Origin of the sequence: Peribacillus sp. NPDC096379 (genome assembly GCF_044762875.1) — a bacterium.
Classification (GTDB): domain Bacteria; phylum Bacillota; class Bacilli; order Bacillales; family DSM-1321; genus Peribacillus.
Map to the genome: position 1 here is coordinate 225208 of NZ_JBIWFD010000005.1, position 26016 is coordinate 251223.

Below are 26016 nucleotides of genomic sequence, written 5' to 3' on the forward strand. Positions count from 1 at the left end.
ATACAAGTATAAATTAAAAAGAGTATGGGTCGATTATGACAAGCTTTTGATAAAAACATCTAAAATATATAAACGTTTACATCTTTATTAATACATATTTATAAGAATACTAATGATGATTTCCATCATAAATAGTGTAAACGTTTATATTTTTGATTGCCAATAATCAACCAACTCTACTTTGATACTTTCCTATTAAAGAACACTTAATTCACGAAATTCGATTGTTTTACCTGTTTCAGCAGACTCATAAATAGCTTCTAATATTCTCGTTACTGTATATGCTTGTTCAGGTGTTACAACTGGATCTTTATCTTCTAAAATCGCGTTGATCCATTGACCAATTTCACGATCTGCTTCTGTCTCTTCGTTTGGCGAGATATAAGCAATTCCTGTTGCGTCCTGCGATTTTGTTTCCACAAGATTCCCATACATCTCCCCATTAAAGGCTAGTTCGTCCGTGTTCGTTACTTTGTTTCTTCGCATTTCTGCTCCACCTTTAGTTCCTGATAAAGTGGTCATGGCTTCACGCTCATCTAGAGTATTTAATGCCCAAGCCGCTTCTAAGTAAATCGTTGCTCCGTTCTTCATCTTAATAAAAGCAAAGGCAGATTCTTCTACATTAAACGTTTCTGGGTCCCATGGTCCAAATAGATTCGTTTGATTTTGATCTTTTAATTTGTTGTAGGTCACTCCCATGACAGATTCTACTTCATAGTTATCCATACACCATAACGTCAAGTCTAGCGCATGTGTTCCAATATCGATTAACGGTCCTCCACCTTGTAATTTTTTATTCATGAATACACCCCAAGTTGGTACACCGCGACGGCGAACAGCGTGAGCTTTCGCTACATAAATTTCTCCTAAATCCCCTCTTGCGCATGCTTCTTTTAATAATAATGAATCTTTTCTAAAACGATTTTGATAAGCGATCGTCAATTTCTTTCCCGAGCGCTTAGCTGCGTCTAACATTTTCTTTGCTTCTCCTGAGTTAATGGCCATCGGTTTTTCACACATGACATGCTTCCCTGCATCAAGAGCTGCTACTGCCATAGGTGCATGAAATACGTTAGGTGTGCAAATATGAACCATATCTATATCACTATCTTTCACCATTTCCTCATAATCTGTATAAACTTTCGCATGTTTATTGAACTTTTCTGCTACCTTACGTGCATTTTGTTCATTGCCATCACAAAACGCAACCACTTCCACTTTATCACTTAACTTCATTAAGGCTGGTAAATGTTTCTGTACAGCAATCGCCCCGCAACCAATCATCCCAACTCTTAATTTACTCATGCTGTTCCCTCCAATACTTTTTCGATTAATCTAGATAAACCTTTATAGCTAATTCTAATACTTTCCAATTCATCTTTCGCAGTGGCATCTTGTTCTACAATAATATATTGAATATCTTTCAGTTTCTCTGCTGTACGAATGATACTCATAATATCCATTACACCTTCCCCAATTTCTGCAAAGTTTTCAGGTTTCCCAAATTGCGAGAAGGTCTCTAGTGTAATTACTTCTCTCTCATCCAACATCTCAAAAAGATTGATTGGTGTCACAGAGGCTGGTAAATCTTTTTGATGGATTAAGCTACAACGACCAGCCAGCTTTTCAAGATAAGCATTCACATCGATTCCAGCTCTCAACGCCCAGTACGTATCTAGCTCAACCCCAACTAACTCTTGATCTGTATGTTCCAAAATAATTTCCATCGCATATTGACCGTTGAAACGTTGGAACTCATGGAAATGATTGTGGTAGTATAATTTCATTCCACGCTTCTGTAATTGTTTTCCATATCGATTTAATGTTTCACTAAATGCTATTACCTCTTCATAATTCTTGAAAAAAGCAATCGGTATAATTACTTTTTCACACCCTAATTCTTTATTATAAGCAATTACTTTATCGAATTGAGATTCCTCCGTTACCAAAACATGAGTAGCAATGATGTTCAAACCAGCTTGTTCCGTCATTTCTTTTAAATCAGATGCTTTCAGTTCTCCGATTCCAAAAAGGTCCTTCCCAGAAAAATCTACAGGAACCTCGATATTTTTATATCCAATTTCTTCTATTCTTTTCAAAGTGCCTAGACGATCATTAACAAAAGCTTTCTTTGCCGAAAATAATTGTAATCCAATTTGCAGGGTCATCTCCAACCTCTCCTCATGTAGTAATAGATAATCAAAAAAAGTCTAAACGTTTACATTTTATTTTAAAGACTTTCAACTCATATAAACATTTTGACTTTGTTATTAATCAGCCTTTGATATCGTTTACATTATATGTTATATCACATAAAATAAAGTTAGGTCAACAAAATTATTAGATATTTATCACAAAAAAGTAAAAACGTTTACATTCCGCGTTAGAAAATCCCATTATAATCCACCATGATAAATTTCTACAAAAAGGCGTTTACAGTATCCATTCTTTATAAAAAATATTGTTCACGTTTAAATTATATAAACGTGAACAATAAAATCTACCAAGCCTACGTGTTCTATAATGAGAGTTGCTTATTATCTGAAGGCATGAACTTTTTAGCTCCACAACTTTCTCGAACAATTAATTTCATCGGAAACGTCACTTTCTTTGCTATGGGTTCATCCTTGTGAAGGATTAATTCCAATAACATATCTACCGTTGCTTTTCCCATTTCTTTAATAGGCTGTTGAACAGTTGTTAAGGAAGGTTGATACAAACCTGCCATACTAATGTCATCAAACCCAACAACTGCTACATCTTCAGGAACTTTTATCCCTGCTTCTTTTAATGCTTTTATAGCTCCGATGGCCATTAAATCATTCGCACAAAAAACCGCAGTAAATTCCCCTTTACTTTCGATTAATTTATTTATTGACTCATAGCCGTAATGACTGAATTTACGCACCATATCATTTGTTTTTATGATGATTGATTCATCCATTTTAATGCTACTCATCATTAAAGCATTCCTGTACCCCATTTCTCTGTAATCGGAAGTGGAGGCAGCTCCTATATAAGCAATCTTTCTATGACCTAATTGAAGGAGATGTTGAACAGCATCCATTGCCCCCTGCACATGATCACCCGTTACACAATTCACATTCGAGTAAAATGGGTATAGGGAAACGATCGGAGTACCTTCTTGTTTCAAATCATCCACATGTTTTACAGTTTTATCCGACAGGACAGATCCTACAATAATTCCATCTACTTTTCTTTCCTGAAATACATTGAATAAGGCTTCTTGTTTATCCGGATTCATGTTATCTGATCCAATAATCAACGTGTATCCTTTTTCCCCCAAGGTATCTTGAATCACCTCGGATAATCCAGCCCAATATTCATTAGTCAACACCGGAATCATCAAGCCAATCGTCTTTGTTTCTTTCATAATCATGGTTCTTGCAGCCTGGTCCGGTCGAAAATTAAGTTTTTTGATGGCTTTTTCAATTTTTAATCTGGTTTCCTTCTTCACCCTATCTTTTCCGTTTATTACGCGGGAAACCGTTGCTATTGATACATTTGCTTCACGAGCTACATCTTTAATCGTAACTTTCATATAATCTTCAGCCCTTAATTATGTAAACGTTTTTACTTTATTTTCACATACTATCTTTCCAATTGTCAACTGCTCTTATCTTATACATTTCGTCTAATTGTTATTCGCATAGTTATTAAGGATGACTTTTCACATAGGTTTCATCTACTCTCCAGGAGTCATTGGTTAACTTAAGATGACGCCGTACTCTTTCATCTAATTCAGGCCCATATTGATGTACCCAACGCATAATCGTTGTGTGAGCCATGGATAAGCCTCGTTCCTCCATCAATTCCACCAAATCACGAAAACTGAGACTTTACCGTTAATAAAATAATGTCAGGCTGATAATGTTTCCATTTGAATTCTACTGGTTTTTTCATACCGATACACGTCCTTTTTAGTTTAGTAGTATCAGTATGTCCAAGATTTAGAGATTGATTTCAAGTTAGCTGAAATTTTTGCACCAGAACCCTCTTATTTTATTTCAAGAAGAGTTTACATAATCGCAATTTCAGGAAGTAACCATACCAAAAACCCCTCGAGTACCAAAGGGTTTAATGTCTTTTATTTTTATTATTTATGCATGATTTTATATATCGTTGGTACATCAGCATTTTCGTCTTCTGAAGAAACCTCTCAACTTCATAAAAAATGCTAGTTTTAAACTAATAAAAAAGGACATTTCATCTAAGCCCTCTCCCTGGTATCGGCCCCACCTACGCCAGATACTATGACGGCCACACATGCCATCCAACCCATTATCATTATAATAGAAAACGCTTACATTTACTACTATTAATAGAACGCAAGTTTCGACATCAAAGTGAAAATCCTTATCAAAGTACTCTGTGGGTTTTTGATTCATACATATTTATGTCACTTTATTAGTTTCAAACATACTATTAATTAGCCCACGCAAGTAGTTAGTTCCTCCTTTATAAATGCATGTCTAAATGTTTTTTCACTTATGCCAGGTATTTGTTTAGCCACATCACCTGTCTTTACTCCTTCTTGTGCTAATCCTTCTAAAATGCTTCGTATGGATGCTTTTTGATCTACACTCATAGATTGTTCACCCTCATTTCACTCAAACTCAGATATGTATGATTCCATGTGAAATACGTATGACCTTCAAGTACGTTAACATAATCACATGTTATAGGTTGTGATAAATAATTAAATAGGTATTATTTATGGGAATGGAACATGGGCAGCCGTGAAAGGCTTCACGCATGAAATAGCAGGAGTAAATGCATTCACCAAACTTTTTGCATAAAAAATCCCCCCGCCTTAATTGGTCGAGGGGATTTTCGTTTATGATCGATTATTTAATTTCTTTAACTCATTTAAGATTTGTTCATTTTGCTGCTTTAAATCTTTTAAGTGTTTTTCTATCATTGACGTTGATGTGAATAAAATAATCACTAATGCAATACCCACAATTAATTCAATCATAGCTTTACCAACCAACTCTTTCTTAATTTACACAAACTAATCCTCCTTATATCATTTTTTTGTTTATCTTACCATGAAAAACCAACTACATTATTGTGTTAAACTGCTTCATTAGTTGAAGAAGGAGTCTTTTCAAATGTATGATTTTAGTTATTTTCGTACATTGAAAAGACCACCAAATTGGTGGTCGCGTTGTTGAATTCAAGCAGCCGATAGTTTAAGTGCATTTCTTCACAAATGAAAAATTTCTATCAATGATAAAAAGGTAATTGCCTCTTTTATCATTTACCACTGTGTACACGGCTACGGGCTTGTTAATATTAACTTTCTTGTTTTGGCATCATATATTTTGTAACCAATTTCAAACATATGGTCCTTTGTAACTGTCACCTTACAATAATAAGGGATTGACTTTCCATAAGCATCAAGTGCAGGAATATCATTGAAAGTAAACAGTTCATCTGTATCGAGCATGTTAAAGTCCGCCATTGAAGAACGACCTGATGAATCTATTTCGATAACACATTTTCCACTAACGACATCATATTCCTTCAGCACAATATATTTTAGGCTTGGGAGGGTAACAGCTAAAAGAAAAACACCAAATACAAAGCTTCCTAAGCATTTACCTACATCTAATAATGAATATTCTTTATCAACATACATAGCAAAAAAAACAAATACTGCGCCTATTACTGATAAAGCTCCTACTATGAGCAAGAAATAATAAAAGATCATCTTTTCACTTCCTATAACAATTGAATGGTAATATTACCAAATGATAATTCTACTTAAACTAACCTGCCAGTAGCTTAATAAGCTAGATTAAAAAACTCCTCTTATTTTATCTCAAAAAGAGTTTACATAATCATCTTTATAGGAAATGAAAAAGGATCTTCAACGAAAACGAAGATCCTTTTGATGATTCAATTGACCTGTTACTTCGATAATCTCTTCTGGGAGTGATTCATATGTCAATCGACTATTTTTCTGACTAAACCCCTTATATGCCTTAGAAGATACCCGAACTTACCTTTTTTAAGTACTCATCTATAGCCGTTAGAGCTTCTTTTGCTCCACCTGCTTTTTTAAAGCTATTACTCAACTTCTTAGTATTTTCCCGATAAGTAGGATTGGACAATACCTGTTGAACGGATTCTTGTAACTTTTCTACGCTTACTTCATGTGGATCAATTCTAAACCCAGCTTGAAGTTCCTCTAATCGACTAGCGATCATAGGCTGATCTGAGGTCTGAGGGATGACGACAAGGGGCACTTCATAATAGAGAGCCTCGCTCGTACTATTCATCCCTCCATGAGTAATGAAGACGTCCGTATGCTTTAAAACTTCAAGCTGTGGTAAATATCTACGTACAATAAAGTTTTCCGGCAAAGGCTGCAGCATGGCTAAATCAGTAGCCATGCCCACTGAAAATATGACTTTCCCCTCAAAATCTCTAAAAGCCTCTACGCAGGTTTGAAAGAAAGATTCAAATCCTTGCAAGATGGTACCCATTGAAATATACAGTACTTTCTGGTCTTTCAGTTCCTCTAATGGAAAATCATATATTTGCACCCGTTTTGTGATGGAAGGACCGATAAATACATATGAATCATCCATATATTCTCCACCTGCTTGAAACTCTCTGCTTGTATAGACAATATTCAAATCAGAAGTATTCATCATAAATTGGAAGGGGTGCTTTACCTTCACACCGAAACGTTCCTGGATCCGTTCCGTTATAGTCGAATTTTCCTTCTCTATTTCCAGCGATGGATTTAGAGGAATACCTTTGCCACTTTCTAGCATTTTCAGGAATTGCTCCTGAGGCATAGCGAAGGAAGATGATGAAGAGATAGAAGGAAGGTTTAAATAGTCTTTGATCAGCAGTCCCGCACCAAACGTATCATGATACACATAATCAAATGGTATGGAATCAGCTAATTCTTGAACAACAGTCAAAATATCATAGGAAAGTTTTAAATGAACTTGCATAAATTCATGGATACTAGTAAATTTTTGAGGTGTGAGTCCCTTTAAATGATTTGGATGAAGATATACATTCGCACCCAAACCTTCAATTCTCTCTTTAAATTCTTCAGTGGTTACGTAATAAACAGAATCTCCACGATCAATTAAAGCTTTTACTACACCAAGAGTCGGATTAACATGGCCCTCAGCTGGAAAGTTTATTATTAATACATTCATTAGCTTTCATTCCCCTTTCCAATAACATATAAATCACTCAATCTCTTTTCATGATATAGTACCATTCTTATATTTATCCAATATAAACCATCATACTTGTCTATAAGGAGACTTTGGTTCTAGTGCGAAAATAATTTGATAAGAAAATAGAACCTATATTAACATGCTAACTTGTGAGTTATGATGCCATTCCAAACAACTTATGTATGAATTCAGCTTCTTCAACAGGTGAATTCTGATCTAGAAATGAATACTCTATACAAATCTAGTTAACATAAAGTCAATTATCGGAAATTAAAGAGGTTGAGTGCCCTTTAGGTACCCAACCTCTTTTGATTTTCTTTTTCAAGTTTTTTCAATTCTATAAATGCTTTAAAATCTTCTTTAGATACTCCAGATTCTATTAACTCTTTGACTAATAGAAGCCATTTTTCATCTAATTGTTTATTTTCCATGATTAACCTCCCTGGAATTGGAAGTGTTTTACTTTACAATTCCATTTATATAAAAAGTAACAGTTATTTCTTATAATCCACAACGGAAATACATGGGTTATAAGGTAAATTAATCCTAATAATTAAAATTGCATATCCTATTTATTTCTAGTTAACATAAAATTCCTTATCGGCATTGAAAAAAGGATCTTTAAATTAAAGATCCTTTTAGCAGCTGTTTCAATTAACGCACGACGTTAGCACAATATTATTATAGTGGTGGATTTTCCACACCTAAATGAATCCAATCTTCTTTTGGTGGTCCATAAACCCCAAACGGTTTTAATCCTGCTTGACGCATCAGAACGGTAATTTGACCACGATGATGAACAATATGCTTGATTAGTCCCATTAGTATTTGAGCATTTGATTCCTGTCTTCCAAATGCCTCTTGTATTTGTTCTAAGGATTTGTCCGTCCATTGTTGTTCAATGATTTGGGCTGCGTGAGAACTTACCTCTTTAAAGGTTTCAGTAATTTCTTTTGCTAAAGTTGGGACACTTTCTGTATTTTCTACTCCATCAATATTCAGCTCGAAATGAGCTAAATAATCTGGAATACTTGCTGTTAAATGCCACGCAATTCTTCCCAGAGTCCGACCTTCTGGATAAACTTGTTGTTTTAAAGATTCATCTGTCAAACCATTCAAAACGTTTTGAGTTAGCATAGCTTCCCTATTCCATTCTTTAATAAAGTCTGAAATCGTTACATACATATATAATTCCTCCAAAATCCATCGAATGGATTATTTATTGCTGGAGATACATTATAAAACATTTGTTCTTATATCTCAAATTTCCTTCTTAACTAACCACTGTTAGTTGAAGATGATTCAGAAGGATCGAGTGAATACCATATACAAACCTAGTTAATATAAAGTCAACTATCGGAAGTTCCGAAATATAAAACCCCTTGGTGCTCAAGGGGTTTCGAATGGTCCATCTTTATCGTTTATACATGATTTTATACATGGTTGATGAATCAACATTTTCGGCTTCTGAAGAAGCCTGGTAGCTGCATAAAAAAGGGGTGTTTTATGCAATTTCTTCTTTCACTAAAGAACCCGTTAGTTTAAGTGGATTTATTCATAAAGTCTTTTATATTTTGGCTTTATTTAACCAATTTTTCATAACCCGTTCTGCGTTTGCTTCTTTTGGCATCCTTATGAAAGACTTTTTTAATTGCTCTATGTCAGTATCGAAAAAAAGAATCTTTTCATTTGAATTTTTACCATAATAACAATATCCTTCGTATTTAATATTATTGATATGTACAATAGGATGTTCATGTTGCATCGTGCAAAGAATCATCTCAGCATTTAAATTCGCATAAATGGTTTCAATTTGATGTAAAAAATCTTTGTGTACAGGAATGACAGGGGCATGTATATATTCTCGTTGCTCATCTCCCAAGTAATGTTCTTCAACAATTATTTCATAATAATCGGATTCTCTAAACGTTTCTTTTTCACGTTCTTTAAGGAAAATATTAATAAATTTATTTGATAGTTTATGCAAATGGCGATGTGGAGGAATTTTATCTCCAAATAATAACAAGGTTAATTTTTTCATTTAATACTCCTAACTTTAACTACTCTTTTCTTTTTTATAGTATGTAAATTATACTGCCACGTTAGTTGATGTATTTGACAATCAACTTATGTATACTGCCGAAACCCACATTTTTTAATTGCCACAAACAGTTGAAGAAGAGATTATTTTATTTTTAAAATTTCTTTTGCTATTTTATCAAGTTCTTCTGCGAGTTCATTTTGTGTTGGTGTTTCGGCCACTTTTGTTAAATACTCTTTAAACTGGACTCTTGACTCTACTGGTAATTCAATAACCAAATAGTGCAGAATAAACCACTTCCAGTTATCATCATCTGAAGATAAAACATCTTGGACATGGGGGACAATTTCCATGGGGAAAGTTAATAGAATTTCCAATACACTTGGTGCAACTGGCCAGTTCATATCTTGAGTAAATACTAGGAGATCAGGCAATAAAGGCAAGATTTTATTTCTATCTAGTTTTTTTATTTTTTCAACCCAATCGACATCATATTGATTTCTTGGCAGGAGGCCTTCAAAGCTTTCCATATTTATCACTCCATTAGCTTTTTATACGTGGCAATCTATTTATTATATCAATCTTTATTGAACTAACCTGTCCCTTAGTTGAAGAAGGAATTTTTCTGAATGTATGATTTTGCATAGTTTCGTACATTGAAAAGACCACCAATTTGGTGGTCGTGTTGTTAATTTAAAGCATCCGTTAGCTTAATAACTAAAACTAGTAAATATTATTTCCAGTTGTTTTTATCTAATTTCTTTAGATTGATAATTTGTTACTTTAATAACTTCTTGAGGTTGGTATTTTGTGGATTCTAGCCAATTATAAATAAAAAGAGCAATTATAATAATTCCAACTACAACGAATCCCGATAAATCTATCCATTTATTCTTGCCCATATAAACACCTCGCAACAAAACACTCCTTTAATTTTAACTTAATTACCCTTTTAATACAATATTTACAATTAATCTACCCCTTTAGTTCAAGACGAACAGTGTGAAAGAATAAAAAATCCAGCAATAATAATTATTAAAATCAAAATCTTTGTAAGACAACCACCTCTCGCTAATGCCCCAGGATCACCAACCATAGAATGGTTAACAGCGTCAGCTAAATTGCCCATTGGATTTTTTTGACGTTCTTTATTTTTTATTTTATCTTGTTCATCTTGGCTCATAGAGTTCCCCCCTTAAGCGACCATTAGCTGAATAAGCTTTACTCCCAGGAGGGTAACGGGTTCTCCTTCAGGAGAATGCTTCTTAGTTTCTCATTTAATATTCCATCGAATCGGCAATCTTTACAATATCTTCGATCGTGTATTTCTTCTCGTTTTTTGGAGATTTAATAAGCATTATTGAATAATAAAGTCCGTCTTTTTCCCAACGAATTTCTTTCGTATTCTCGTCATCTCCTTCTATAAGAGCCTTTATGTCGTTCTTTAATTTTACTGTCTTGAATTGTTTATCATCAGAAGAAAAAGTTGTATTTTTATAGTGATAAGTAGTGATATGAAGATTTACATCTTCTCCTCCATACATAAATTCAGTATTAAAAATATCTCCTTTTGGGTCTCCGGGAGGGTTCGCATCGAAACGTAAAACCACATTTTCAACAGCAAAAGGTAATTCTGTCGGTACTGCTAACTCTTCTTGTATTTTGCCAGGTAGTTTCTCAGCCACTTCTTTTATCGTTTTGGGATATTCTTCTTTTAATTTTTCAACTGCACCATTTGAATTACACCCAGTTAGCAAAAGAATGAAAAGAATTGCAAAGACTTTTTTCATTTATCAGACGCCCTTCTACTTTTCTATATAATTCCATTTTATCATTTCCTTGTTCAACAATCCTGCCTTCAAGGGATTTTTCTGAATGTATGATTTTAGATATTTTCGTACATTAAAAAGACCGCATATTGGCGGTCTTTTTCTTCAACTAAGCACACGCTTGTTTAAATATAATTCCTCACAATACCTTTTTGTATCGAACAACATATGGTGTACAGAAAAAACCAATAAATCCTATAAGAACTCCTATGCCAGGCATAACAAAGATGTTATCGAAACGAGGAAGAAAAAAACCAAATATCCATATTGGCAAAATAGATATGACTGCAACTGTGCTTATACCCAAAATGGTTATCTTATGTTCACTACCACAGTTGTCACATTCAATTGGCTTATATGTCCACCAAAAAAAGGATTTGAAGATTTTACTCCAGCTAAATTGTGAGTTACAGTTTTCACATTTTTGCAAACTAACCCTCCTTAAAATTTGATTTTGCTAATTAAAACCTTAGCGTATAATTCCATTTTAACACTTATATTCCATTTAATATTTTCCGATTTTATTGAATTAACCTGCTTCTTAGTTAAATAAAGATTTTTTTGAATGTATGATTTTGCATACTTTCGTACATTGAAAAGAGTACCTTAAGGCACTTAACATAATCACCTTTATCGGTAATGAAAAAGGATCTTCGTCGGAAGGTCCTTTTAGCTGCTTGTTCAATTAAAGCTCCCTTTTATGGAATAACTAAGGTACGTCCTTTACAGTCAAAATCGATAATTGTTTTTATACTAAAGCCCCCATTAGTTCAACAGGTTTATTATCTCAATCCCCTAATTTTTTTTCAGTTTTGGTTAAGAATTTTTCCAATGCTTCACTGCTATCAATATTCATACGTTCAGCCAAAATAATCAACCACCACATGCATTCACCAATCTTATGTTCAAGTTCAGATGCAGTTTCTCCATTTGTTGGCCAACGACCCTGTTGAGACATTGTTAGACGACCGACCAAACCAGCATCTGTCAGGAAAGCTAACGCATCTTCTTCTACTGTCCATTCTTTTTCATGATACTGTCGTTCTAAACTATGGTAGACTTTTCTTAATTGTATAGAACGTTCAACGGCTTCACTAAAATTAATATTTTTCATTTTGTTTCCTTTCTTTTATAGACATTTATTGTTCACCTGTTTGCGGATTGGTAAGGGCTTCTTCTCTCCCTCTAAAACATACGTTCGCATTCATATTGTAACCTTAATCTAAATGGAAACACAAAAATAATTTCTTCAACTATTCTACCCGTTAGTTTAAGTGAAAATCCTCACAATTTATAATTTTCTTACCACTTGTTATGCAACAATATGACCCTTTAATTGAACAAGGCCTTGAAGTATTACATGAATACTCTATACAAATCTAGTTAACATAAAGTGAACTCTCGGAAGTTCAGAAACATAAAACCCCTTGGCGCTCAAGGGGTTCTGAATGGTCCATTTTACTCGTTTATACATAATTTTATCATGGTTGATGAATCAACATTTTCGGCTTCTAAAGAAGCCTGATAGTTTAAGTACATTTATTCACAATCTACATTGATTTTATATAAATTTATGCATTCATTACAGGAATGCTGCCCCGTTTCTTCAAGTGAATTTATTTATAGGATATTATAAAGATTAGTTAAATAAAACAAACCTTAGAGAATTAATTTAAGGAAACAACAACTCAACTTTTCTATAATCGTCCTATCTTTTTTACAAACATCGTGACTCTCTTAATAAATTAATGTGATAGTTCATTTTTACTTATTAGGTTACTCTCATATTGAATTTTATTACTTAGAACATCATCATAAAATTGCTGTTTCATATCAATATAATCAATAGATTCTTCAATCTCCTGCAATTTCTCCAGCAACGCTTTTTTCTTAAATTCCAGTATGCTTTTTCTTTTCGATATGGATGATTCTCCTATTAAACATAAATTAAGATATTCTTTCATTTCCTTAATACTCATTCCACATTTTTTCAGACAGGATAGACTTTTTACCCACGCAACATCCTTGTCATCAAAAACTCTATAGTTGCGCTTATCTCTTTTTACATTAGGTATCAGTCCTTCATTGCAGTAAAATTTTAGTGTTTCATAGGTCATTCCTACTTGCTTACATACTTCTTTCATTGAATACATAAAAACCTCCTATTTAAACAGTCCAGAAGTTAAAAATAGATATTGACCGGTAGTTACTACCGGGTAATATACTTTTATTGTACTTAAAAAAGCAAGTTCAGTTAAGGAGGAATAGACTATGGAATATGTAAAATTGAATAATGGTGTAAATATGCCAAAGCTAGGTTTCGGGGTATTTCAGATTCCAAAGGAAGAATGTGAAAAATGTGTACTTGATGCAATTACAGTAGGTTACAGACACATTGATACAGCACAATCTTATTTTAACGAAGAAGAAGTCGGAAACGCAATAAGTAAGTGTGGTGTATCGAGAGAAGAATTGTTTATTACTACAAAGGTATGGATTGACAATTACGGTTATGAAAAAGCAAAACAGTCTGTATTAAAGTCTATGCAGAAGTTAAAAGTTGATTATATCGACTTGGTTCTGCTTCATCAGCCATACAGTGATTATTATGGTGCATATCGTGCACTGCAAGATTTATATGAACAGGGAAAAATTAGAGCGATTGGAGTTAGTAACTTTTCTCCAGATAGATTAGCTGATATTGCAGCCTTTAATAAAGTTACTCCGCAGATAAATCAAGTAGAAACAAATCCATTACATCAACAGATTCAGGCACAGCAAAATATGATTGAGCGTAATATTCAGATAGAAGCGTGGGCTCCTTTCGGTGAAGGGAAAAATAATATGTTCCAAAATCCTGTACTAAAAGAAATTGCTGATAAATACAATAAATCTGTTGCACAAATTATTTTAAGATGGCTTATGCAAAGAGATGTTGTTGCTTTGGCAAAATCTTCTCAGGTAGAACGTATGAAAGAGAACTTTGAAATATTTGATTTTAGATTATCAAAGGAAGATATGGATAAAATCGCTACTTTAGATACGAAAACAAGCCTATTTTTTGACCATCAAACTCCAGAAACTGTTGATTGGTTTAGACAAATGATAGAAGAAAGAAAAGATCAATTTTAATATCTTTAACATAAAAAAGAACGTTCACCTTTATTAACGCTACAGCTCGTGAATCGGTCAATCAAAAATCGAGTGACCGGGGTATAGAAAACTAATCATTCGATTAAAAGTTGAGCGATCAATGTTATCATCCTCTCATTATAAATATCTCGATTTAGGATTATTCTCTGAAGAATTATTCTTCAGAGAACAATCTTTTAAATGATAAACATAGTTATCGATAGTTTCTTCATCAATATTGCTCCTATTTCTTTTCTCACCTAATCTGTAGATGTTACATTATCTATATTTAACTTAACAAAAAATAGTAACATATTCTTATTAAGCTAACCTGCCCCTTTAGTTGAAGAAGGGGTCTTTTCAAATGTATGATTTTGTATAAATTCGCACATTAAAAAGTCCATCATTTGACAGCCTTTTGACCCTATTGCTCCCGTTAGCTCAATAAGAATCTACCAAATTTCATAATAAATACCTTGATTATTATGATTAGGTTCATCATATTCTTCTCTAAGTGAATTTTCTCGCCTATCCATATAAGTTACATAGCGATTTAAACTCTCAATAAACCCTTTTATATCGTCCTTTAGAATTTCATAATAAGTATAATCCCATTGTTCAATATAGTGGTCTTCTATTTCTTCCAGTCTGCTTTTACCCGCCTCGCTTAAAAGCACTATATATTTATCCTGAACCTGATTTACAGTCTTAATTGAAAGGGTACACCAATAAGCCTCCATCACTGAACTATCAGTAATATGGAAGGGACTTATTACTAAATCGTCAATATAGTTAAGACGCTTTATAATACTGGGTAGCTGGTTAATTTCTTCTAGAGTGAAATACAAACTATTATCACCCCTATGTCCTCCAGCCAACTTCTCCAGATCAGCAGAACACTGTTTGCCAAAATCCATACTGATTACCTCCAAACTAAAAGTTCCTATTTTGATTTTAGCATCTTATTGCACTAACCTGCCCCTTTGAAGAAGATGTTTTCTGAATGTATGATTTTAGATAGAATCGTACATTTAAAAGGCCACCAAATTGGTGGCCTTCATCATCTGATCAATCAGATGATGTTTTACTTTGAGATGATTTTATAAAGATAGAAAAAATTAGTCCAACTATTGCAACTATCAATCCAAAAATGAATGCCTCTTGAACACCAGCTGCTAAAGAGGCTCTAATATTTGAAGTGTCAGATGGATTTATCACACTTCCTAAATACGCTTTCTGTGAAGCTGACATGATTGTCATTGCAACAGCCGTACCAATTGCTCCAGATACTTGTTGAAGAGTATTCATCAAAGCTGTGCCATCCGGATAGAGATTTTTGGGTAATTGATTTAGTCCGTTTGTCTGTGAAGGCATCATTACCATAGAAACGCCGATCATCAATAAGCTATGCATAATAATAACCATGATAATAGATGTTGTTGTTGTAATGTTCGACAGAAGTCCTAACATGACAATCATAATAATAAAGCCCGGTAGAACAAGCCTTCTTGGCCCATATTTATCAAAAATACGCCCAGTTACAGGTGACATAATACCGTTTAATACACCACCTGGTAAGAGCACAAGTCCGGCTGAAAACGCAGTTAAGGCCAAACTCGTTTGCAAATACAAAGGCAAAAGAATCGCTGAAGACATGATAACCATAAATGTAGCAAATACGGAAAGTAAACCCATAGTAAACATAGGATACTTAAAAACACGTAAATCAAGCATCGGTTCTTTCATTTTAAGTTGTCTTAGAGAGAATAAAACTAGTGCTACAAGGCCTACAGCAATTGTGGATATAACGATGGTGCTTCCCCACCCATATTCACCTGCGCTACTGAAGCCATAAACGATTCCGCCAAAACCAATGGTCGATAAAATAATGGATAGAACATCAATTTTAGGTTTGGTGATCGTAGAGACATTTTGCATATACTTTATTCCGCATAGTAGGGCGATAACAAGAAACGGCAAGCAAACCCAGAAAATCCAGTGCCAATTAAGATTTCCAATAATTAAACCTGAAATCGTTGGTCCGACAGCCGGAGCAAACATAATGACTAACCCCATCAGACCCATAATTGCTCCTCTTCTATGAATCGGGAAAATCACTAAAATGGTATTAAACATAAGAGGCAACAATAAACCAGTTCCTATTGCCTGAATAACACGAGCTAGCAGTAATATGCCGAAACTTGGTGCTAGTGCTGCGATTAGCGTTCCGATAATAGAGAACACCAATGAGGCGATAAATAATTGGCGAGTATTGAACCACTGAAGCAATAGACCAGAAACAGGAACTAATATCCCCAAGGTCAATAGATAACCTGTTGTCAGCCATTGAATTGTGGAAGAGCCAACATTAAATATCTGTATTAAATCTCCAAGTGCCATATTTAGAGCTGTTTCACTAAATAATCCGATGAACCCTGCGATTAAAAAGGATATCAAGATAGGGGTCGTTTTGATAACTTGTTTGTTTTGCTGTGCTGCAGTTGCTGACATTAATACATCCTCTTTTCTAAGTTCGTTATCCTTTTTATCATTACTTTTCTTTCTTTAGCAATAACGGTATTTGTTCTGCTATGGTTCGCAGTGGTTCTCCTGATTTGTTTGTAAGACAAAGCAGTATTCCCCCCTCTATCATAGCGATAATCACTAAAGCTAAATCCTTTGACTGTTTATCACTGTAGCCCGAAGCAATTAACTTCTCTATATAGAGCGATTTCCAATCCTCGAAAGCAGACTTACAAGCAAGTCGTATAGGATCATTTGTTAAGGATGTTTCACCCGCGATAGTTCCTATTGGCAACCCTAATATAGATTCTTTACTAAACTCCTCGGACAATTGGTAAATATGAGCTTGGATAGCTTGAACAGGGTCCTCAATTCCTTCTGTACTCTCCCGAATCTTATTAACAACAAATTCTTTAGTATGATTAATAGCTGCAATAGCTAATTCTTCTTTGCCTTCAGGGAAATAATAATATAGCGAGCCTTTAGCAGTGCCACTCTCCTTAATGATCTCGCTAAGTCCTACACCATAATATCCATGTAATCGAAAAAAACGAGAAGCAGTCTCGATAATATCGTCTTTGGCCTTGTTTTTGTTTGTCATATCATTATCCCTCTCCCTATAATTATAACGACCGGTCAACTAATATTAATGTCCCCCCCTTTAAATGTCAATTAAGTTAAACAGTAAAATAGAATGATTATGTTTGGTCTAAGTTCATTTCTGGGCTAATTAGATAAGTATAGGATTACTATTAAGTATTTTTGGATGATAATCTCGAATGTATGATTTTGCATAGTTTCGTACATTGAAAAAACCACCAATTTGGTGGTCACGTTGTTGAATTAAAGCACCCCTTTACTTTAAGTACAATCCTTCACAAACATAATTAGAACAGAAAAAGAAGTTGTAACAGTCCTAACTACTGATATTACCTATTGCTTTCTCTAAAATCTTAGTTACAAATTTAGTTTTACTCTCGGTATAATTAGCTCGGTCTTTTGCAGTCATCGCCAAGTCATTTTTTAACTGTTCATATTCAGCAACTGCCTCTGGATTGTTACGAAGATAATTTCGAAATAATAGATGTCTAGCTAATTCTGTACTATCTTTATTACACACATATAGGTGATGTTCCATCCAATTTGGATTTTTTCCATCCCAAGGAACTAATTTGTCTTTTCTTCCAAAGGCTTCTCTCCCCTCAAAACTCCAATTCTCTTGATGATAATATCCTATCTTTTGGAGACTTTTTATAACAGCAGGGAGAACGCTATAATCTTCTATTACAACGTCTATATCTAGAATTGGTTTCGCTCTAAGTCCTTTTACCGATGTACTTCCAACGTGTTCCACACATATTATTAAATCGCCCAAATTACTTTTCAGAACATCTTCTATTGATTGAAATGTTTTTTCCCATTTTTCATCGTAAGGAAATATTTCAATACCAGTCAGATTATTATCCTTTACTGACATCTAGACATACCCTCCAAAACCTTTCAGATTTTTACTTTGAAAAAATTAAACTTCGTCAAGTAATAAAAGAAATCCTTCTTCCACTAAACTGCTTCGTTAGTTGATGTTGAGTGACGATAAAGTTGTTTAATTACAAATAAAATCGTTACATTTACAATAAAGATGTTTAAAAATTCTAGTCACACTATTCCATTAAAGGGCCAGATTTTGGAGGAACGTTATCAAGTACTCATGTAAAAAAGTGATTGAAATTGTGAAGGTTTAGCATTATTAAATACAACAATAATTAAAGCAATGATAAACTGGTCATAATATTCTTAGGGAGATGTATATGAAAAAATTTTGGAGAGTGTTAGGTTCTCTTATTATCGCTTTATTCGCAATTTTACTTAGCCTAGTATCCAGTACTGATCTTGTTAGTGGTGGACGTACAGGCTTAAAAACAGATAAAATCGAAAAGAATATAGAAAAATTAAAACAGTTCTCATGGTTTGAAAAATTGTATGAAAATGAACAACATCATCGCTCTTTTTTTGTAAGCCTTAAAGTAAGAAAGTATTTAGAAAGTTCTATTCGCGTAAACCGACTTAAAAGGAGTAAGAGGGAACAAGAAAGGTTTATTCATTTATTAGAAGAAGTAGCTGAACTTCGTATAAAGAATAAGTAGAATAGTTTATTCCACAATCGGGCGCGATTGTAGCACAACTTTAAACGACTTTATTGTTAAATTTTTAGCATGGAAAAAGTAATTTACATTGCAAATTAAACAACTTTCTTGTTACTACACAGTTGAAGAAGGTTTTTTTCTGAATGTATGATTTAAGATATTTTCGTACATTGAAAAGACCACCAAATTGGTGGTCACGCTGTTGAATCAAAGCACCTTTTAGTTCAAGAAAAAGTAACAAAAGAACGCCATAACAAGATTAGGTATTCCAATCAAAGCTGAACGAAAAGTAACACTATTTCGTTTACGCCTATCTTCAACAGATTCCGTTGCAAAGTTAGCTCTCATTTGGTCTCCACTTACCATTGAACCTGAAAAAATCATTGATATTCCGATAAAAAAAAATCCAATACCACCAGGAATGAAATAAGCCTTATCCATTCCCCACACAACTAAAGATACTAAGACACCTATTATGGATAGAATAATTCCTATAAGAAAATACCTCAACTTATCCCTCCTTGTTTATTTATATGACTAAGTATTTCATAGGTTTTATTTACTAAGTTAATAGTTGAAGAAGGAGTCTTTTCGAATGTATGATTTTGCATATTTTTGTACATTGACTGTAATTTAGCCACGATAATTGACCTTATTGGCAATAAAAAAAGATCTTTCAATAGAAGGATCCTTTTATACTTTCTTATTCCACTTAAGCGCCCGATAGTTGAAGAGGGTTTTAGAAATTTATTATGAAATTACCTTTTGAATCTGATCATTAATATTTACCTTACTTAATCCTCCGTGGTAACAAACCACAGATTCAATGTCGAGGTCTAAATATTTCTTCAAAGAGAGTCGAGCCACCTTTATATCAAGTGTGGTTGGAGCATGAATCCCCCCAATAATTCCGTTTACGCTGTACATCGCATCCCCGGCAATGAGTGTTTTACTTTGTTTCAAAAATATGCTGATATGGCCAGGAGTATGCCCAGGAGTATGGATGACACGAATCCCGCCGCAATACGGCAATTCTTGACCGTCTTTCAAGGTATCGTCTACTTTGCCCTTTTGGGGGGTATCTAGGTGCCCATCTTTCAAAAGAGGTAAATCCCCTTGAATATAAGGCTTATCCAGATCATGAGCATATACTTTAATATTATTTCCACACTCCTGTAATATCTCAGGAAGACTCCCTATATGATCTATATCCTGATGCGTCAAAATCACAACTTTTAGTTTGTCGAACGACACTCTTACCTTATTCATTGCCACACGTAAATCTTCAATTTGTCCAGGGAATCCTGTGTCTATTAAAACAGCCGTTTCTTGATCCCATAAAAGAATTGGATGAATAGCATTTCCATGAAATTCAAGCTGGAGCATCTCTACTCCCTTAGAAATTTCCATAACTTTAGGCTCCTTTATAATTAGATTTTATCTATGCGGAAAAATGGGTTTAATTACACAAAAAGGTTGAAAGAGTAAAGCTGATTTTGTACGTAAAATACTACATTACGTAGTATCACTAATTACTCATTGCCACACTAACCTGCAAGTTAATTGAATAACATAAGCATGCTATTAACTTCGACTTGCTTCACAAAAGTTCCTGCTGTTGTTCTACAATCCTTCCGGTTTGTGGAACAACGATCGAACAGCACTCTTCAACTAACCTTCCCCCTTAATTGAAGAAAGGATTTTTCCGAATGTATGATTTTATATACTTTCGTACATTGAAAAGAGTACCTTAAGGCACTTAACATAATCACGCTTATAGGTACTGAAAAAGGATCTTCGGTTGGAAGATCCTTTTAGCTGCTTGTTCAATTAAAGCGCCCGATTGTTTAACAAAACAGAAGTTATTTCTTTTCTTTATCGGTCCATAAAACTTTGTATAAAAGTGCAATCTCGGCTTCTTCAATACCTGTAGGTAATTCGCCATTTTCGCTTTCAACAGAACGCAAACTGTTTTTAGTAGTGCCTAACCATGCTACTAAATATGCAGGTTTATTTTTTTCTAAAGTAATCTTTTCGCCTATTAACTTACTAAAAGAAGACATTGTCATATTATTTGAATACTCCGTTGTAGTAAGTCCAGATGGTACGCCAGTTAACAGCTTTAAAGAATGACCTTCATCTTCGATACCACTTATTCCAAAAGAAATGAGGCTGTTTTTAAATTTTGCTTTCGGTCCATCTGAAATATTTTGCAACTCCTTTTTAAACTTACCGTTTTCAAATTCCTCCACAGAAAATTGCAAATTATCATCTTCCTTAAGAGTGCCATTCAGCCTAAAAAATTCAATTTGCCCTACACCAGTCTTGCTAATGAGCAGTTTTTCCTTTTCACTCATGTTATATGACTCAATGGTTATTTTCGTATTTGATGACGGTTTTTCTTTCTCTACACCGGTACACCCTGTTAGCAACAAGGTGAAAATTATAAACAAACAATACCCTTTAAAATTTCGCATCTTTTACTCCCCCAATTAACCAATGTTTCATTTAATTATTTCAAATCCCCTCCATTTTCACAATAAGCATTACTCCGTTAAATGGCCCTTTAATTGAACAAGGCCTTAAAGTATCACATGAATACTCTATACAAATCTAGTTAACATAAAGTTAGTTTTAGGAAGTTACTTTTCAAGTCAATCCCGGTATTCGTCCATTTTTGGCCTTATATCGGGATTTTTGGCTTGGGAAATAACGCGAAAATAGGGGTCAGAAATGAAAAGCGCGATCTCCTGTTTCCTCGATTTTTCATTTTGATAAATTTTTATGGATATTTTTAATCAGTAAAAACGGGAAAGATTGTATGTCCTATCATAAATGAAGTAAACTATCTCCATAAGCACAAAAATTTATGATTGAAAATAGTTTTTTACGTAACTTTAGTAGACTATCGACGTCTAATCACGTTGTAATCACAATTAGAAAAAGGAGTATATCAGATGAAGAAAATAATAATTATTATGTTAACTATAATGTTAGCGATTGTGGTTTCAGCTTGTTCTGTAGATAAATCTTCTACAATAGAAGTGAAACAGTCTGCAAAAGAGATGGCAGACCAAATGGTGAAAAAAGTCCAGGAACCAGCTCAAATGGAGTTATCAGCAGAAGAACTGAAGGACCTATACAAAATAGATCCCAAGAAGCTTGAGGATTTTTCAATTCGAGTGCCAATGATGAACGTAAAAACAAATGAAATTGCAATTTTAAAAGTGAAGGATGCGAAAGATGTCGCGGACGTTAAAGCAGCAGCAAAACAACGAGCAGAAAATGTGATGAAGCAATTCGAGCATTATCTTCCGGATCAATACGAAAATGCCAAAAACTATAGACTAATTACAAAAGGAAATTATGTGTTATTGGTTATTTCCGATAAAGCAGACGAGATAATAAAAGTTTACGATAGCTTCTTCAAACAAAAGTAGACGGCTATGGTATTTAGTAGCCTTCTCTTCCTATTCGTATTTTTGCCGGCAGTTCTAACGCTTTATTATTGCTCACCACGAAGTATTAGAAATCTAATATTATTTTTAATGAGCCTTATTTTTTATGCATGGGGCGAGCCAGTTTACATCGTGATTATATTAGTGTCTACGCTTATGGACTATAGTTTCGGTTTACTACTTGATAAACCAAATATGTCCTCGTTAAAAAGAAAGGGTATTGTTATATGTTCCGTTATCGTGAACATCATGCTGTTATCTTATTTTAAATATGCTGATTTTTTAATTCAGAATGTCAATGCGTTAATCGGTACGAATATTCCTTTAGCCAAACTTCCTCTACCCATTGGAATTTCCTTTTACACATTTCAATCGATCTCTTACATTATTGATGTATATAGAGGAACAGCGAAAGCACAACGGAATTGGATTGACTTTGGCACATATGTCGCCCTGTTTCCACAATTAGTGGCAGGGCCAATTGTGAAATATAGCACGATTGCTGAACAGCTACAGCAGCGATCAAAAAATATGAAGATGTTCGCAGAAGGGGTTCGTAGATTTACAATTGGACTCGCAAAGAAGGTGCTACTTGCGAACAATATCGGCTTGCTTTGGGATGCCATCTCGAACTCTAGTCCAGCGTCGATGCCTGTGTTAACGGCCTGGCTAGGCATCATTGCATTTGCCTTCCAAATTTATTTTGATTTTAGTGGTTATTCCGATATGGCTATTGGGCTTGGTCTTATGTTTGGCTTTCGATTTAACGAGAATTTTAACAAGCCGTATATTGCACAGAGCATTACCGATTTCTGGAGAAGATGGCATATCTCGCTAAGCAGTTGGTTTCGCGAATATGTTTATATTCCACTTGGTGGCAATCGCCGAGGGTTAACTATTCAAATGCGTAATATCCTGATTGTTTGGATACTTACGGGATTTTGGCATGGAGCAAGTTGGAATTTTATATTGTGGGGGTTGTATTTTGCTGTCATCCTTATTTTTGAAAAATGGTGGGGCTTAACGTTTCTTTTTCACTTGCCACGATGGACAAGACACCTTTATACAATCGTCCTCATTTTAATTGGATGGGTACTGTTCGCCTTTGACCAGCCTTCCTTGATTGTTGGTTATTTAGCTGCTATGTGGGGAATCAACGGCCAATCACTTTGGAATAATGAGACAGTGTACTTTTTTTATACAAACGCGGTGCTATTCCTAGTATTAATCATCTCTTCATTACCTATAAAGCCATGGCTAAGAACCAATGAATTGTCGATAGTTCATCTTGTTTGGTATGGATTCCTTTACTTTTTTTCTGTAGCCTATTTGGTGGACGCCACTTTTAATCCATTTTTATATTTTCGTTTTTAGGGAGGTAGAAAAACTTGAAACAAAAAGCAGAGCGATTATTAGTAATGGGATTTGTCAGTACGATGTTTCTAATCGCTCTACTCTTTTTTCTTTTGCCTCATCAACGTTTCTCCGAACTAGAAAATAGATATTTACAAGCTGCTCCACATCTAACATGGGATAATTTAATTTCGAAGAAATATGCCGAAGAGGCGGAGGGCTTTGTAACGGATCACTTTCCTTTTCGTGACAAGTGGTTATGGATAAAATCAACTGCGGAAAAATACCGTTTGCAACAAGAGAATCACGGAATTTATAAAGGGAATGATGGATATCTATTCGAAAAGTTTTTAAAGCCTGATTATACGAAAGTTCAGCAATACGTAGAGGCGGTAAATCAATTTGCTAGTAACCATCCAGGGGCGAAAATGACTTTCATGCTTGCACCCACATCGGTTGGTCTTTATCCGGAACGGTTACCGTGGTTAGCACCGTCGTATCCACAGAAAAAGGTAAATCAATATATCGAAGCGCATTTGCGGAACAAAATAAACTTTATGAATGGCTTTGATTTTTTGGAACCACATGCAACTGAACCGATTTATTATCGGACAGATCATCATTGGTCGACATATGGAGCATATTTGGCCTATGTTGCTTATGCAGAACATAAGGGATGGCATCCTCTTTCGCAGAAAAAATTTCTAATTGAAACAGTCAGCGATTCGTTTCTAGGAAGCTATCATACAAGAAGTCAATTTAATGGTTTAACACCAGATACGATCCAAGTATATATACCACGTGCCCCACTAAAGACAGAGATGTATATCACGGATACGGATCAAACTGTGACAAGTATATATGATAAGAGCTTTCTTACCAAGAAGGATCAGTATTCCTATTTTTTAGGTGGGGTCCATGCGCTAATGAAGCTTACTACAGAGCTTGCCCCACAGCAGATCGAACAAGATAAGCTGTTAGTCATTAAGGATTCTTATGCGCATAATTTAATCCCATTCCTCACCAACCATGTATCAGAAATTCATGTGATCGACCTTCGCTATTATAATGGCAGCATTACTGAGTATTTGTCCGAAAATGGTATCAATGACGTGCTGTTTTTATTTAACACAGCTACTTTAGTTGAAGATGAAGCGCTTTTGAAGTTAAATAAGTAGAAAATAGTAGAAACGTATTTAATAAATATAAGAAAACTACCCTTCACTGACTTTAGCAAAAAAAGTAGTTCAGATAACTAACGCCTTAATTGTAGAAGTTGCATGTGAGAAGTGTGTCGTCACATTTCTCTTGTTTATCATTTTAATCTTTGTTCAATTTGGGTATTTTTGCACAACGCCCCGAAAATGTTTAATAAGCCGTATCCCTTGATCCAATTGAGTTTAGGAAAAGCCTTTCAAAAAGTATACCTTTTGAAATATGCTGTTAAACGTGTTTTTTTCATTTCATAAATACAACGTATGTCAAAACATGTAAATAGTATTGTATATGTTTTGACATACGTTGTTTTCCTCTTAATAAACCTTTTCGAGGGGATATGTAAAAATACCCTGTTTAAATAGTTCTCTGAAACGACATATTTTTCTTTTCGTCCAAAGTGCTTCCACTTCTTTTCCCGTATCTTCGCTTGAATTCCATTCGCTTTCATTAAACGATAAATTCTCTTATGATTAACTTTCAAACCATACATCTTTTTAAGCCAAGTTTGAACTCTTGGGTAACCGTAGCTCCAATTAATATCAGGATCTTGTTGGCATTTAATAATCTTAGTTACAATGGATTGATCATCCAACTCCTTATCTGTTGGGTTATCTTGGCGTTTTAGCCACATCACCTGTCTTTACTCCTTCTTGTGCTAATCCTTCTAAAATGCTTCGTATGGATGCTTTTTGATCTACACTCATAGATTGTTCACCCTCATTTCACTCAAACTCATATATGTATGATTCCATGTGAAATACGTATGACCTTCAAGTACGTTAACATAAGACCAATTTTCGGAACTTCCGAAATATCCCCCCTTGGTGCTCAAGGGGGGCCGAATGGTCCCTATTTATCGTTTATACATGGTTGATGAATCCACATTTTTGGCTTCTGAAGAAGCCTGATAGCTTTATAAAAAAGGGGTGTTTTATGCACCTTCCTCTTTCACTAAAGCTCCCCATTAGTTCAACAAGGATTTTTTTGTAAGTAAAAGTTATAAAAGAGAAAATAAAAAGAACGTTGCTTTCGCAACGTTCTCTAGGGAAGTGTCAACTTGGGAGATGAGAGGTTCCCTAATGTAAA

Annotated in this window: 30 protein-coding genes and 1 pseudogene; 5 read left to right on the forward strand and 26 right to left on the reverse strand. The window is 34.5% G+C overall.

Features of this window, described 5'->3' with window-relative positions; genetic code table 11:
* Positions 1 to 195 precede the first annotated feature (195 nt).
* From ACIQZI_RS20565 to ACIQZI_RS20650, 18 genes and pseudogenes are all read right to left on the reverse strand, one after another.
* Positions 196 to 1305, reverse strand: a complete 1110-nt coding sequence (locus ACIQZI_RS20565) for a Gfo/Idh/MocA family protein (protein ID WP_403076721.1) — start codon at positions 1303 to 1305, stop codon at positions 196 to 198.
* Positions 1302 to 2168, reverse strand: coding sequence for a sugar phosphate isomerase/epimerase family protein (locus ACIQZI_RS20570; RefSeq protein ID WP_403076724.1), 867 nt, complete (start codon positions 2166 to 2168; stop codon positions 1302 to 1304). Before ACIQZI_RS20570 ends, ACIQZI_RS20565 begins: the two co-directional genes overlap by 4 nt.
* A 350-nt stretch (positions 2169 to 2518) precedes the next feature.
* Positions 2519 to 3562: a LacI family DNA-binding transcriptional regulator gene (locus ACIQZI_RS20575; RefSeq protein WP_403076727.1), complete on the reverse strand. Its 1044-nt coding sequence runs from the start codon at positions 3560 to 3562 to the stop codon at positions 2519 to 2521.
* Between the two features lie 127 nt (positions 3563 to 3689).
* Positions 3690 to 3924: pseudogene (locus ACIQZI_RS20580) on the reverse strand (transposase domain-containing protein); the annotation flags it as partial.
* 526 nt (positions 3925 to 4450) lie between these two features.
* The gene (locus tag ACIQZI_RS20585; RefSeq protein ID WP_403076728.1) at positions 4451 to 4609 is read right to left on the reverse strand and encodes a hypothetical protein; all 159 of its coding nucleotides are present in this window, start codon (positions 4607 to 4609) and stop codon (positions 4451 to 4453) included.
* A gap of 249 nt (positions 4610 to 4858) precedes the next feature.
* The gene (locus tag ACIQZI_RS20590; RefSeq protein WP_403076731.1) at positions 4859 to 4999 is read right to left on the reverse strand and encodes a hypothetical protein; all 141 of its coding nucleotides are present in this window, start codon (positions 4997 to 4999) and stop codon (positions 4859 to 4861) included.
* 303 nt (positions 5000 to 5302) lie between these two features.
* On the reverse strand, positions 5303 to 5737 hold the full coding sequence (locus ACIQZI_RS20595; RefSeq protein WP_403076733.1) for a hypothetical protein: 435 nt from the start codon (positions 5735 to 5737) through the stop codon (positions 5303 to 5305).
* A 274-nt stretch (positions 5738 to 6011) separates the two neighbouring features.
* Positions 6012 to 7208 carry a macrolide family glycosyltransferase gene (locus ACIQZI_RS20600; RefSeq protein ID WP_403076736.1) on the reverse strand — a complete coding sequence of 399 codons (1197 nt, stop codon included), beginning with the start codon at positions 7206 to 7208 and terminating at the stop codon, positions 6012 to 6014.
* A 314-nt stretch (positions 7209 to 7522) separates the two neighbouring features.
* Entirely contained in the window at positions 7523 to 7663 is a 141-nt protein-coding gene (locus ACIQZI_RS20605; protein WP_403076738.1) for a hypothetical protein, read from the reverse strand.
* A 250-nt stretch (positions 7664 to 7913) separates the two neighbouring features.
* Positions 7914 to 8417: a DinB family protein gene (locus ACIQZI_RS20610; protein WP_403076740.1), complete on the reverse strand. Its 504-nt coding sequence runs from the start codon at positions 8415 to 8417 to the stop codon at positions 7914 to 7916.
* 382 nt (positions 8418 to 8799) lie between these two features.
* Positions 8800 to 9273, reverse strand: a complete 474-nt coding sequence (locus ACIQZI_RS20615; RefSeq protein WP_403076742.1) for a hypothetical protein — start codon at positions 9271 to 9273, stop codon at positions 8800 to 8802.
* Positions 9274 to 9416: 143 nt separating this feature from the next.
* Positions 9417 to 9803, reverse strand: a complete 387-nt coding sequence (locus ACIQZI_RS20620; protein ID WP_403076745.1) for a DUF5071 domain-containing protein — start codon at positions 9801 to 9803, stop codon at positions 9417 to 9419.
* Between the two features lie 219 nt (positions 9804 to 10022).
* Positions 10023 to 10175 (reverse strand): hypothetical protein, encoded by a 153-nt coding sequence (locus tag ACIQZI_RS20625; RefSeq protein WP_403076748.1) that lies wholly within the window; start codon positions 10173 to 10175, stop codon positions 10023 to 10025.
* Positions 10176 to 10261: 86 nt separating this feature from the next.
* Positions 10262 to 10456, reverse strand: a complete 195-nt coding sequence (locus tag ACIQZI_RS20630; protein ID WP_403076750.1) for a DUF6366 family protein — start codon at positions 10454 to 10456, stop codon at positions 10262 to 10264.
* 94 nt (positions 10457 to 10550) lie between these two features.
* Positions 10551 to 11063 carry a hypothetical protein gene (locus tag ACIQZI_RS20635; protein WP_403076753.1) on the reverse strand — a complete coding sequence of 171 codons (513 nt, stop codon included), beginning with the start codon at positions 11061 to 11063 and terminating at the stop codon, positions 10551 to 10553.
* Positions 11064 to 11241: 178 nt separating this feature from the next.
* Complete coding sequence (locus ACIQZI_RS20640) at positions 11242 to 11532, reverse strand: TIGR04104 family putative zinc finger protein (RefSeq protein WP_403076756.1); 291 nt, start codon at positions 11530 to 11532, stop codon at positions 11242 to 11244.
* 357 nt (positions 11533 to 11889) lie between these two features.
* Complete coding sequence (locus ACIQZI_RS20645) at positions 11890 to 12216, reverse strand: nucleoside triphosphate pyrophosphohydrolase family protein (RefSeq protein ID WP_403076758.1); 327 nt, start codon at positions 12214 to 12216, stop codon at positions 11890 to 11892.
* A gap of 631 nt (positions 12217 to 12847) precedes the next feature.
* Positions 12848 to 13255, reverse strand: a complete 408-nt coding sequence (locus ACIQZI_RS20650) for a MerR family transcriptional regulator (RefSeq protein WP_403076761.1) — start codon at positions 13253 to 13255, stop codon at positions 12848 to 12850.
* 118 nt (positions 13256 to 13373) lie between these two features.
* On the opposite strand from ACIQZI_RS20650, the gene ACIQZI_RS20655 reads away from it, so the two are divergent.
* On the forward strand, positions 13374 to 14234 hold the full coding sequence (locus ACIQZI_RS20655) for an aldo/keto reductase (protein WP_403076764.1): 861 nt from the start codon (positions 13374 to 13376) through the stop codon (positions 14232 to 14234).
* Positions 14235 to 14686: 452 nt separating this feature from the next.
* On the opposite strand, the gene ACIQZI_RS20660 is transcribed toward ACIQZI_RS20655, so the two are convergent.
* The 4 genes from ACIQZI_RS20660 to ACIQZI_RS20675 form a co-directional block, all read right to left on the reverse strand.
* Positions 14687 to 15151, reverse strand: coding sequence for a hypothetical protein (locus ACIQZI_RS20660; protein ID WP_403076767.1), 465 nt, complete (start codon positions 15149 to 15151; stop codon positions 14687 to 14689).
* A gap of 151 nt (positions 15152 to 15302) precedes the next feature.
* Positions 15303 to 16745 (reverse strand): DHA2 family efflux MFS transporter permease subunit, encoded by a 1443-nt coding sequence (locus ACIQZI_RS20665; protein WP_403076769.1) that lies wholly within the window; start codon positions 16743 to 16745, stop codon positions 15303 to 15305.
* Positions 16746 to 16785: 40 nt separating this feature from the next.
* Positions 16786 to 17358: a TetR/AcrR family transcriptional regulator gene (locus tag ACIQZI_RS20670; RefSeq protein ID WP_403076771.1), complete on the reverse strand. Its 573-nt coding sequence runs from the start codon at positions 17356 to 17358 to the stop codon at positions 16786 to 16788.
* Between the two features lie 315 nt (positions 17359 to 17673).
* Positions 17674 to 18234: a GrpB family protein gene (locus tag ACIQZI_RS20675; RefSeq protein ID WP_403076773.1), complete on the reverse strand. Its 561-nt coding sequence runs from the start codon at positions 18232 to 18234 to the stop codon at positions 17674 to 17676.
* A 331-nt stretch (positions 18235 to 18565) separates the two neighbouring features.
* Here ACIQZI_RS20675 and ACIQZI_RS20680 point away from each other — a divergent pair, with 331 nt between their 5' ends.
* Complete coding sequence (locus ACIQZI_RS20680; RefSeq protein ID WP_403076776.1) at positions 18566 to 18901, forward strand: nitrite reductase; 336 nt, start codon at positions 18566 to 18568, stop codon at positions 18899 to 18901.
* A 219-nt stretch (positions 18902 to 19120) separates the two neighbouring features.
* Here the strand turns inward: ACIQZI_RS20680 and ACIQZI_RS20685 are convergent, their stop codons facing one another.
* The 3 genes from ACIQZI_RS20685 to ACIQZI_RS20695 form a co-directional block, all read right to left on the reverse strand.
* Positions 19121 to 19411 (reverse strand): DUF5316 domain-containing protein, encoded by a 291-nt coding sequence (locus tag ACIQZI_RS20685; RefSeq protein WP_403076779.1) that lies wholly within the window; start codon positions 19409 to 19411, stop codon positions 19121 to 19123.
* Between the two features lie 240 nt (positions 19412 to 19651).
* Positions 19652 to 20311: an MBL fold metallo-hydrolase gene (locus tag ACIQZI_RS20690; protein WP_403076782.1), complete on the reverse strand. Its 660-nt coding sequence runs from the start codon at positions 20309 to 20311 to the stop codon at positions 19652 to 19654.
* A gap of 452 nt (positions 20312 to 20763) precedes the next feature.
* Entirely contained in the window at positions 20764 to 21378 is a 615-nt protein-coding gene (locus tag ACIQZI_RS20695) for a hypothetical protein (protein ID WP_403076785.1), read from the reverse strand.
* Positions 21379 to 21858: 480 nt separating this feature from the next.
* Here ACIQZI_RS20695 and ACIQZI_RS20700 point away from each other — a divergent pair, with 480 nt between their 5' ends.
* From ACIQZI_RS20700 to ACIQZI_RS20710, 3 genes are read left to right on the forward strand one after another with little or no spacing between them, the layout of a single operon-like run.
* Positions 21859 to 22341 carry a DUF4358 domain-containing protein gene (locus tag ACIQZI_RS20700; protein ID WP_403076789.1) on the forward strand — a complete coding sequence of 161 codons (483 nt, stop codon included), beginning with the start codon at positions 21859 to 21861 and terminating at the stop codon, positions 22339 to 22341.
* Positions 22342 to 22347: 6 nt separating this feature from the next.
* Positions 22348 to 23733: an MBOAT family O-acyltransferase gene (locus ACIQZI_RS20705; RefSeq protein ID WP_403076793.1), complete on the forward strand. Its 1386-nt coding sequence runs from the start codon at positions 22348 to 22350 to the stop codon at positions 23731 to 23733.
* A gap of 14 nt (positions 23734 to 23747) precedes the next feature.
* Complete coding sequence (locus tag ACIQZI_RS20710) at positions 23748 to 24890, forward strand: DHHW family protein (protein WP_403076796.1); 1143 nt, start codon at positions 23748 to 23750, stop codon at positions 24888 to 24890.
* Positions 24891 to 25126: 236 nt separating this feature from the next.
* Here the strand turns inward: ACIQZI_RS20710 and ACIQZI_RS20715 are convergent, their stop codons facing one another.
* Positions 25127 to 25561 carry an IS3 family transposase gene (locus tag ACIQZI_RS20715; protein ID WP_403076825.1) on the reverse strand — a complete coding sequence of 145 codons (435 nt, stop codon included), beginning with the start codon at positions 25559 to 25561 and terminating at the stop codon, positions 25127 to 25129.
* Between the last annotated feature and the right edge of the window lie 455 nt (positions 25562 to 26016).

What these genes read in the sequence shown, in the direction of transcription:
- ACIQZI_RS20675 (WP_403076773.1), bottom strand. Translation starts at nt 18,234, where the DNA reads ATGTCAGTAAAGGATAATAATCTGACTGGTATTGAAATATTTCCTTAC.
- ACIQZI_RS20715 (WP_403076825.1), bottom strand. Translation starts at nt 25,561, where the DNA reads ATGTGGCTAAAACGCCAAGATAACCCAACAGATAAGGAGTTGGATGAT.
- ACIQZI_RS20655 (WP_403076764.1), top strand. Translation starts at nt 13,374, where the DNA reads ATGGAATATGTAAAATTGAATAATGGTGTAAATATGCCAAAGCTAGGT.
- ACIQZI_RS20620 (WP_403076745.1), bottom strand. Translation starts at nt 9,803, where the DNA reads ATGGAAAGCTTTGAAGGCCTCCTGCCAAGAAATCAATATGATGTCGAT.
- ACIQZI_RS20615 (WP_403076742.1), bottom strand. Translation starts at nt 9,273, where the DNA reads ATGAAAAAATTAACCTTGTTATTATTTGGAGATAAAATTCCTCCACAT.
- ACIQZI_RS20585 (WP_403076728.1), bottom strand. Translation starts at nt 4,609, where the DNA reads ATGAGTGTAGATCAAAAAGCATCCATACGAAGCATTTTAGAAGGATTA.
- ACIQZI_RS20610 (WP_403076740.1), bottom strand. Translation starts at nt 8,417, where the DNA reads ATGTATGTAACGATTTCAGACTTTATTAAAGAATGGAATAGGGAAGCT.
- ACIQZI_RS20690 (WP_403076782.1), bottom strand. Translation starts at nt 20,311, where the DNA reads ATGGAAATTTCTAAGGGAGTAGAGATGCTCCAGCTTGAATTTCATGGA.
- ACIQZI_RS20665 (WP_403076769.1), bottom strand. Translation starts at nt 16,745, where the DNA reads ATGTCAGCAACTGCAGCACAGCAAAACAAACAAGTTATCAAAACGACC.
- ACIQZI_RS20660 (WP_403076767.1), bottom strand. Translation starts at nt 15,151, where the DNA reads ATGGATTTTGGCAAACAGTGTTCTGCTGATCTGGAGAAGTTGGCTGGA.
- ACIQZI_RS20635 (WP_403076753.1), bottom strand. Translation starts at nt 11,063, where the DNA reads ATGAAAAAAGTCTTTGCAATTCTTTTCATTCTTTTGCTAACTGGGTGT.
- ACIQZI_RS20600 (WP_403076736.1), bottom strand. Translation starts at nt 7,208, where the DNA reads ATGAATGTATTAATAATAAACTTTCCAGCTGAGGGCCATGTTAATCCG.
- ACIQZI_RS20590 (WP_403076731.1), bottom strand. Translation starts at nt 4,999, where the DNA reads ATGATTGAATTAATTGTGGGTATTGCATTAGTGATTATTTTATTCACA.
- ACIQZI_RS20570 (WP_403076724.1), bottom strand. Translation starts at nt 2,168, where the DNA reads ATGACCCTGCAAATTGGATTACAATTATTTTCGGCAAAGAAAGCTTTT.
- ACIQZI_RS20695 (WP_403076785.1), bottom strand. Translation starts at nt 21,378, where the DNA reads ATGCGAAATTTTAAAGGGTATTGTTTGTTTATAATTTTCACCTTGTTG.
- ACIQZI_RS20650 (WP_403076761.1), bottom strand. Translation starts at nt 13,255, where the DNA reads ATGTATTCAATGAAAGAAGTATGTAAGCAAGTAGGAATGACCTATGAA.
- ACIQZI_RS20605 (WP_403076738.1), bottom strand. Translation starts at nt 7,663, where the DNA reads ATGGAAAATAAACAATTAGATGAAAAATGGCTTCTATTAGTCAAAGAG.
- ACIQZI_RS20645 (WP_403076758.1), bottom strand. Translation starts at nt 12,216, where the DNA reads ATGAAAAATATTAATTTTAGTGAAGCCGTTGAACGTTCTATACAATTA.
- ACIQZI_RS20630 (WP_403076750.1), bottom strand. Translation starts at nt 10,456, where the DNA reads ATGAGCCAAGATGAACAAGATAAAATAAAAAATAAAGAACGTCAAAAA.
- ACIQZI_RS20680 (WP_403076776.1), top strand. Translation starts at nt 18,566, where the DNA reads ATGAAAAAATTTTGGAGAGTGTTAGGTTCTCTTATTATCGCTTTATTC.
- ACIQZI_RS20575 (WP_403076727.1), bottom strand. Translation starts at nt 3,562, where the DNA reads ATGAAAGTTACGATTAAAGATGTAGCTCGTGAAGCAAATGTATCAATA.
- ACIQZI_RS20705 (WP_403076793.1), top strand. Translation starts at nt 22,348, where the DNA reads ATGGTATTTAGTAGCCTTCTCTTCCTATTCGTATTTTTGCCGGCAGTT.
- ACIQZI_RS20565 (WP_403076721.1), bottom strand. Translation starts at nt 1,305, where the DNA reads ATGAGTAAATTAAGAGTTGGGATGATTGGTTGCGGGGCGATTGCTGTA.
- ACIQZI_RS20625 (WP_403076748.1), bottom strand. Translation starts at nt 10,175, where the DNA reads ATGGGCAAGAATAAATGGATAGATTTATCGGGATTCGTTGTAGTTGGA.
- ACIQZI_RS20595 (WP_403076733.1), bottom strand. Translation starts at nt 5,737, where the DNA reads ATGATCTTTTATTATTTCTTGCTCATAGTAGGAGCTTTATCAGTAATA.
- ACIQZI_RS20700 (WP_403076789.1), top strand. Translation starts at nt 21,859, where the DNA reads ATGAAGAAAATAATAATTATTATGTTAACTATAATGTTAGCGATTGTG.
- ACIQZI_RS20670 (WP_403076771.1), bottom strand. Translation starts at nt 17,358, where the DNA reads ATGACAAACAAAAACAAGGCCAAAGACGATATTATCGAGACTGCTTCT.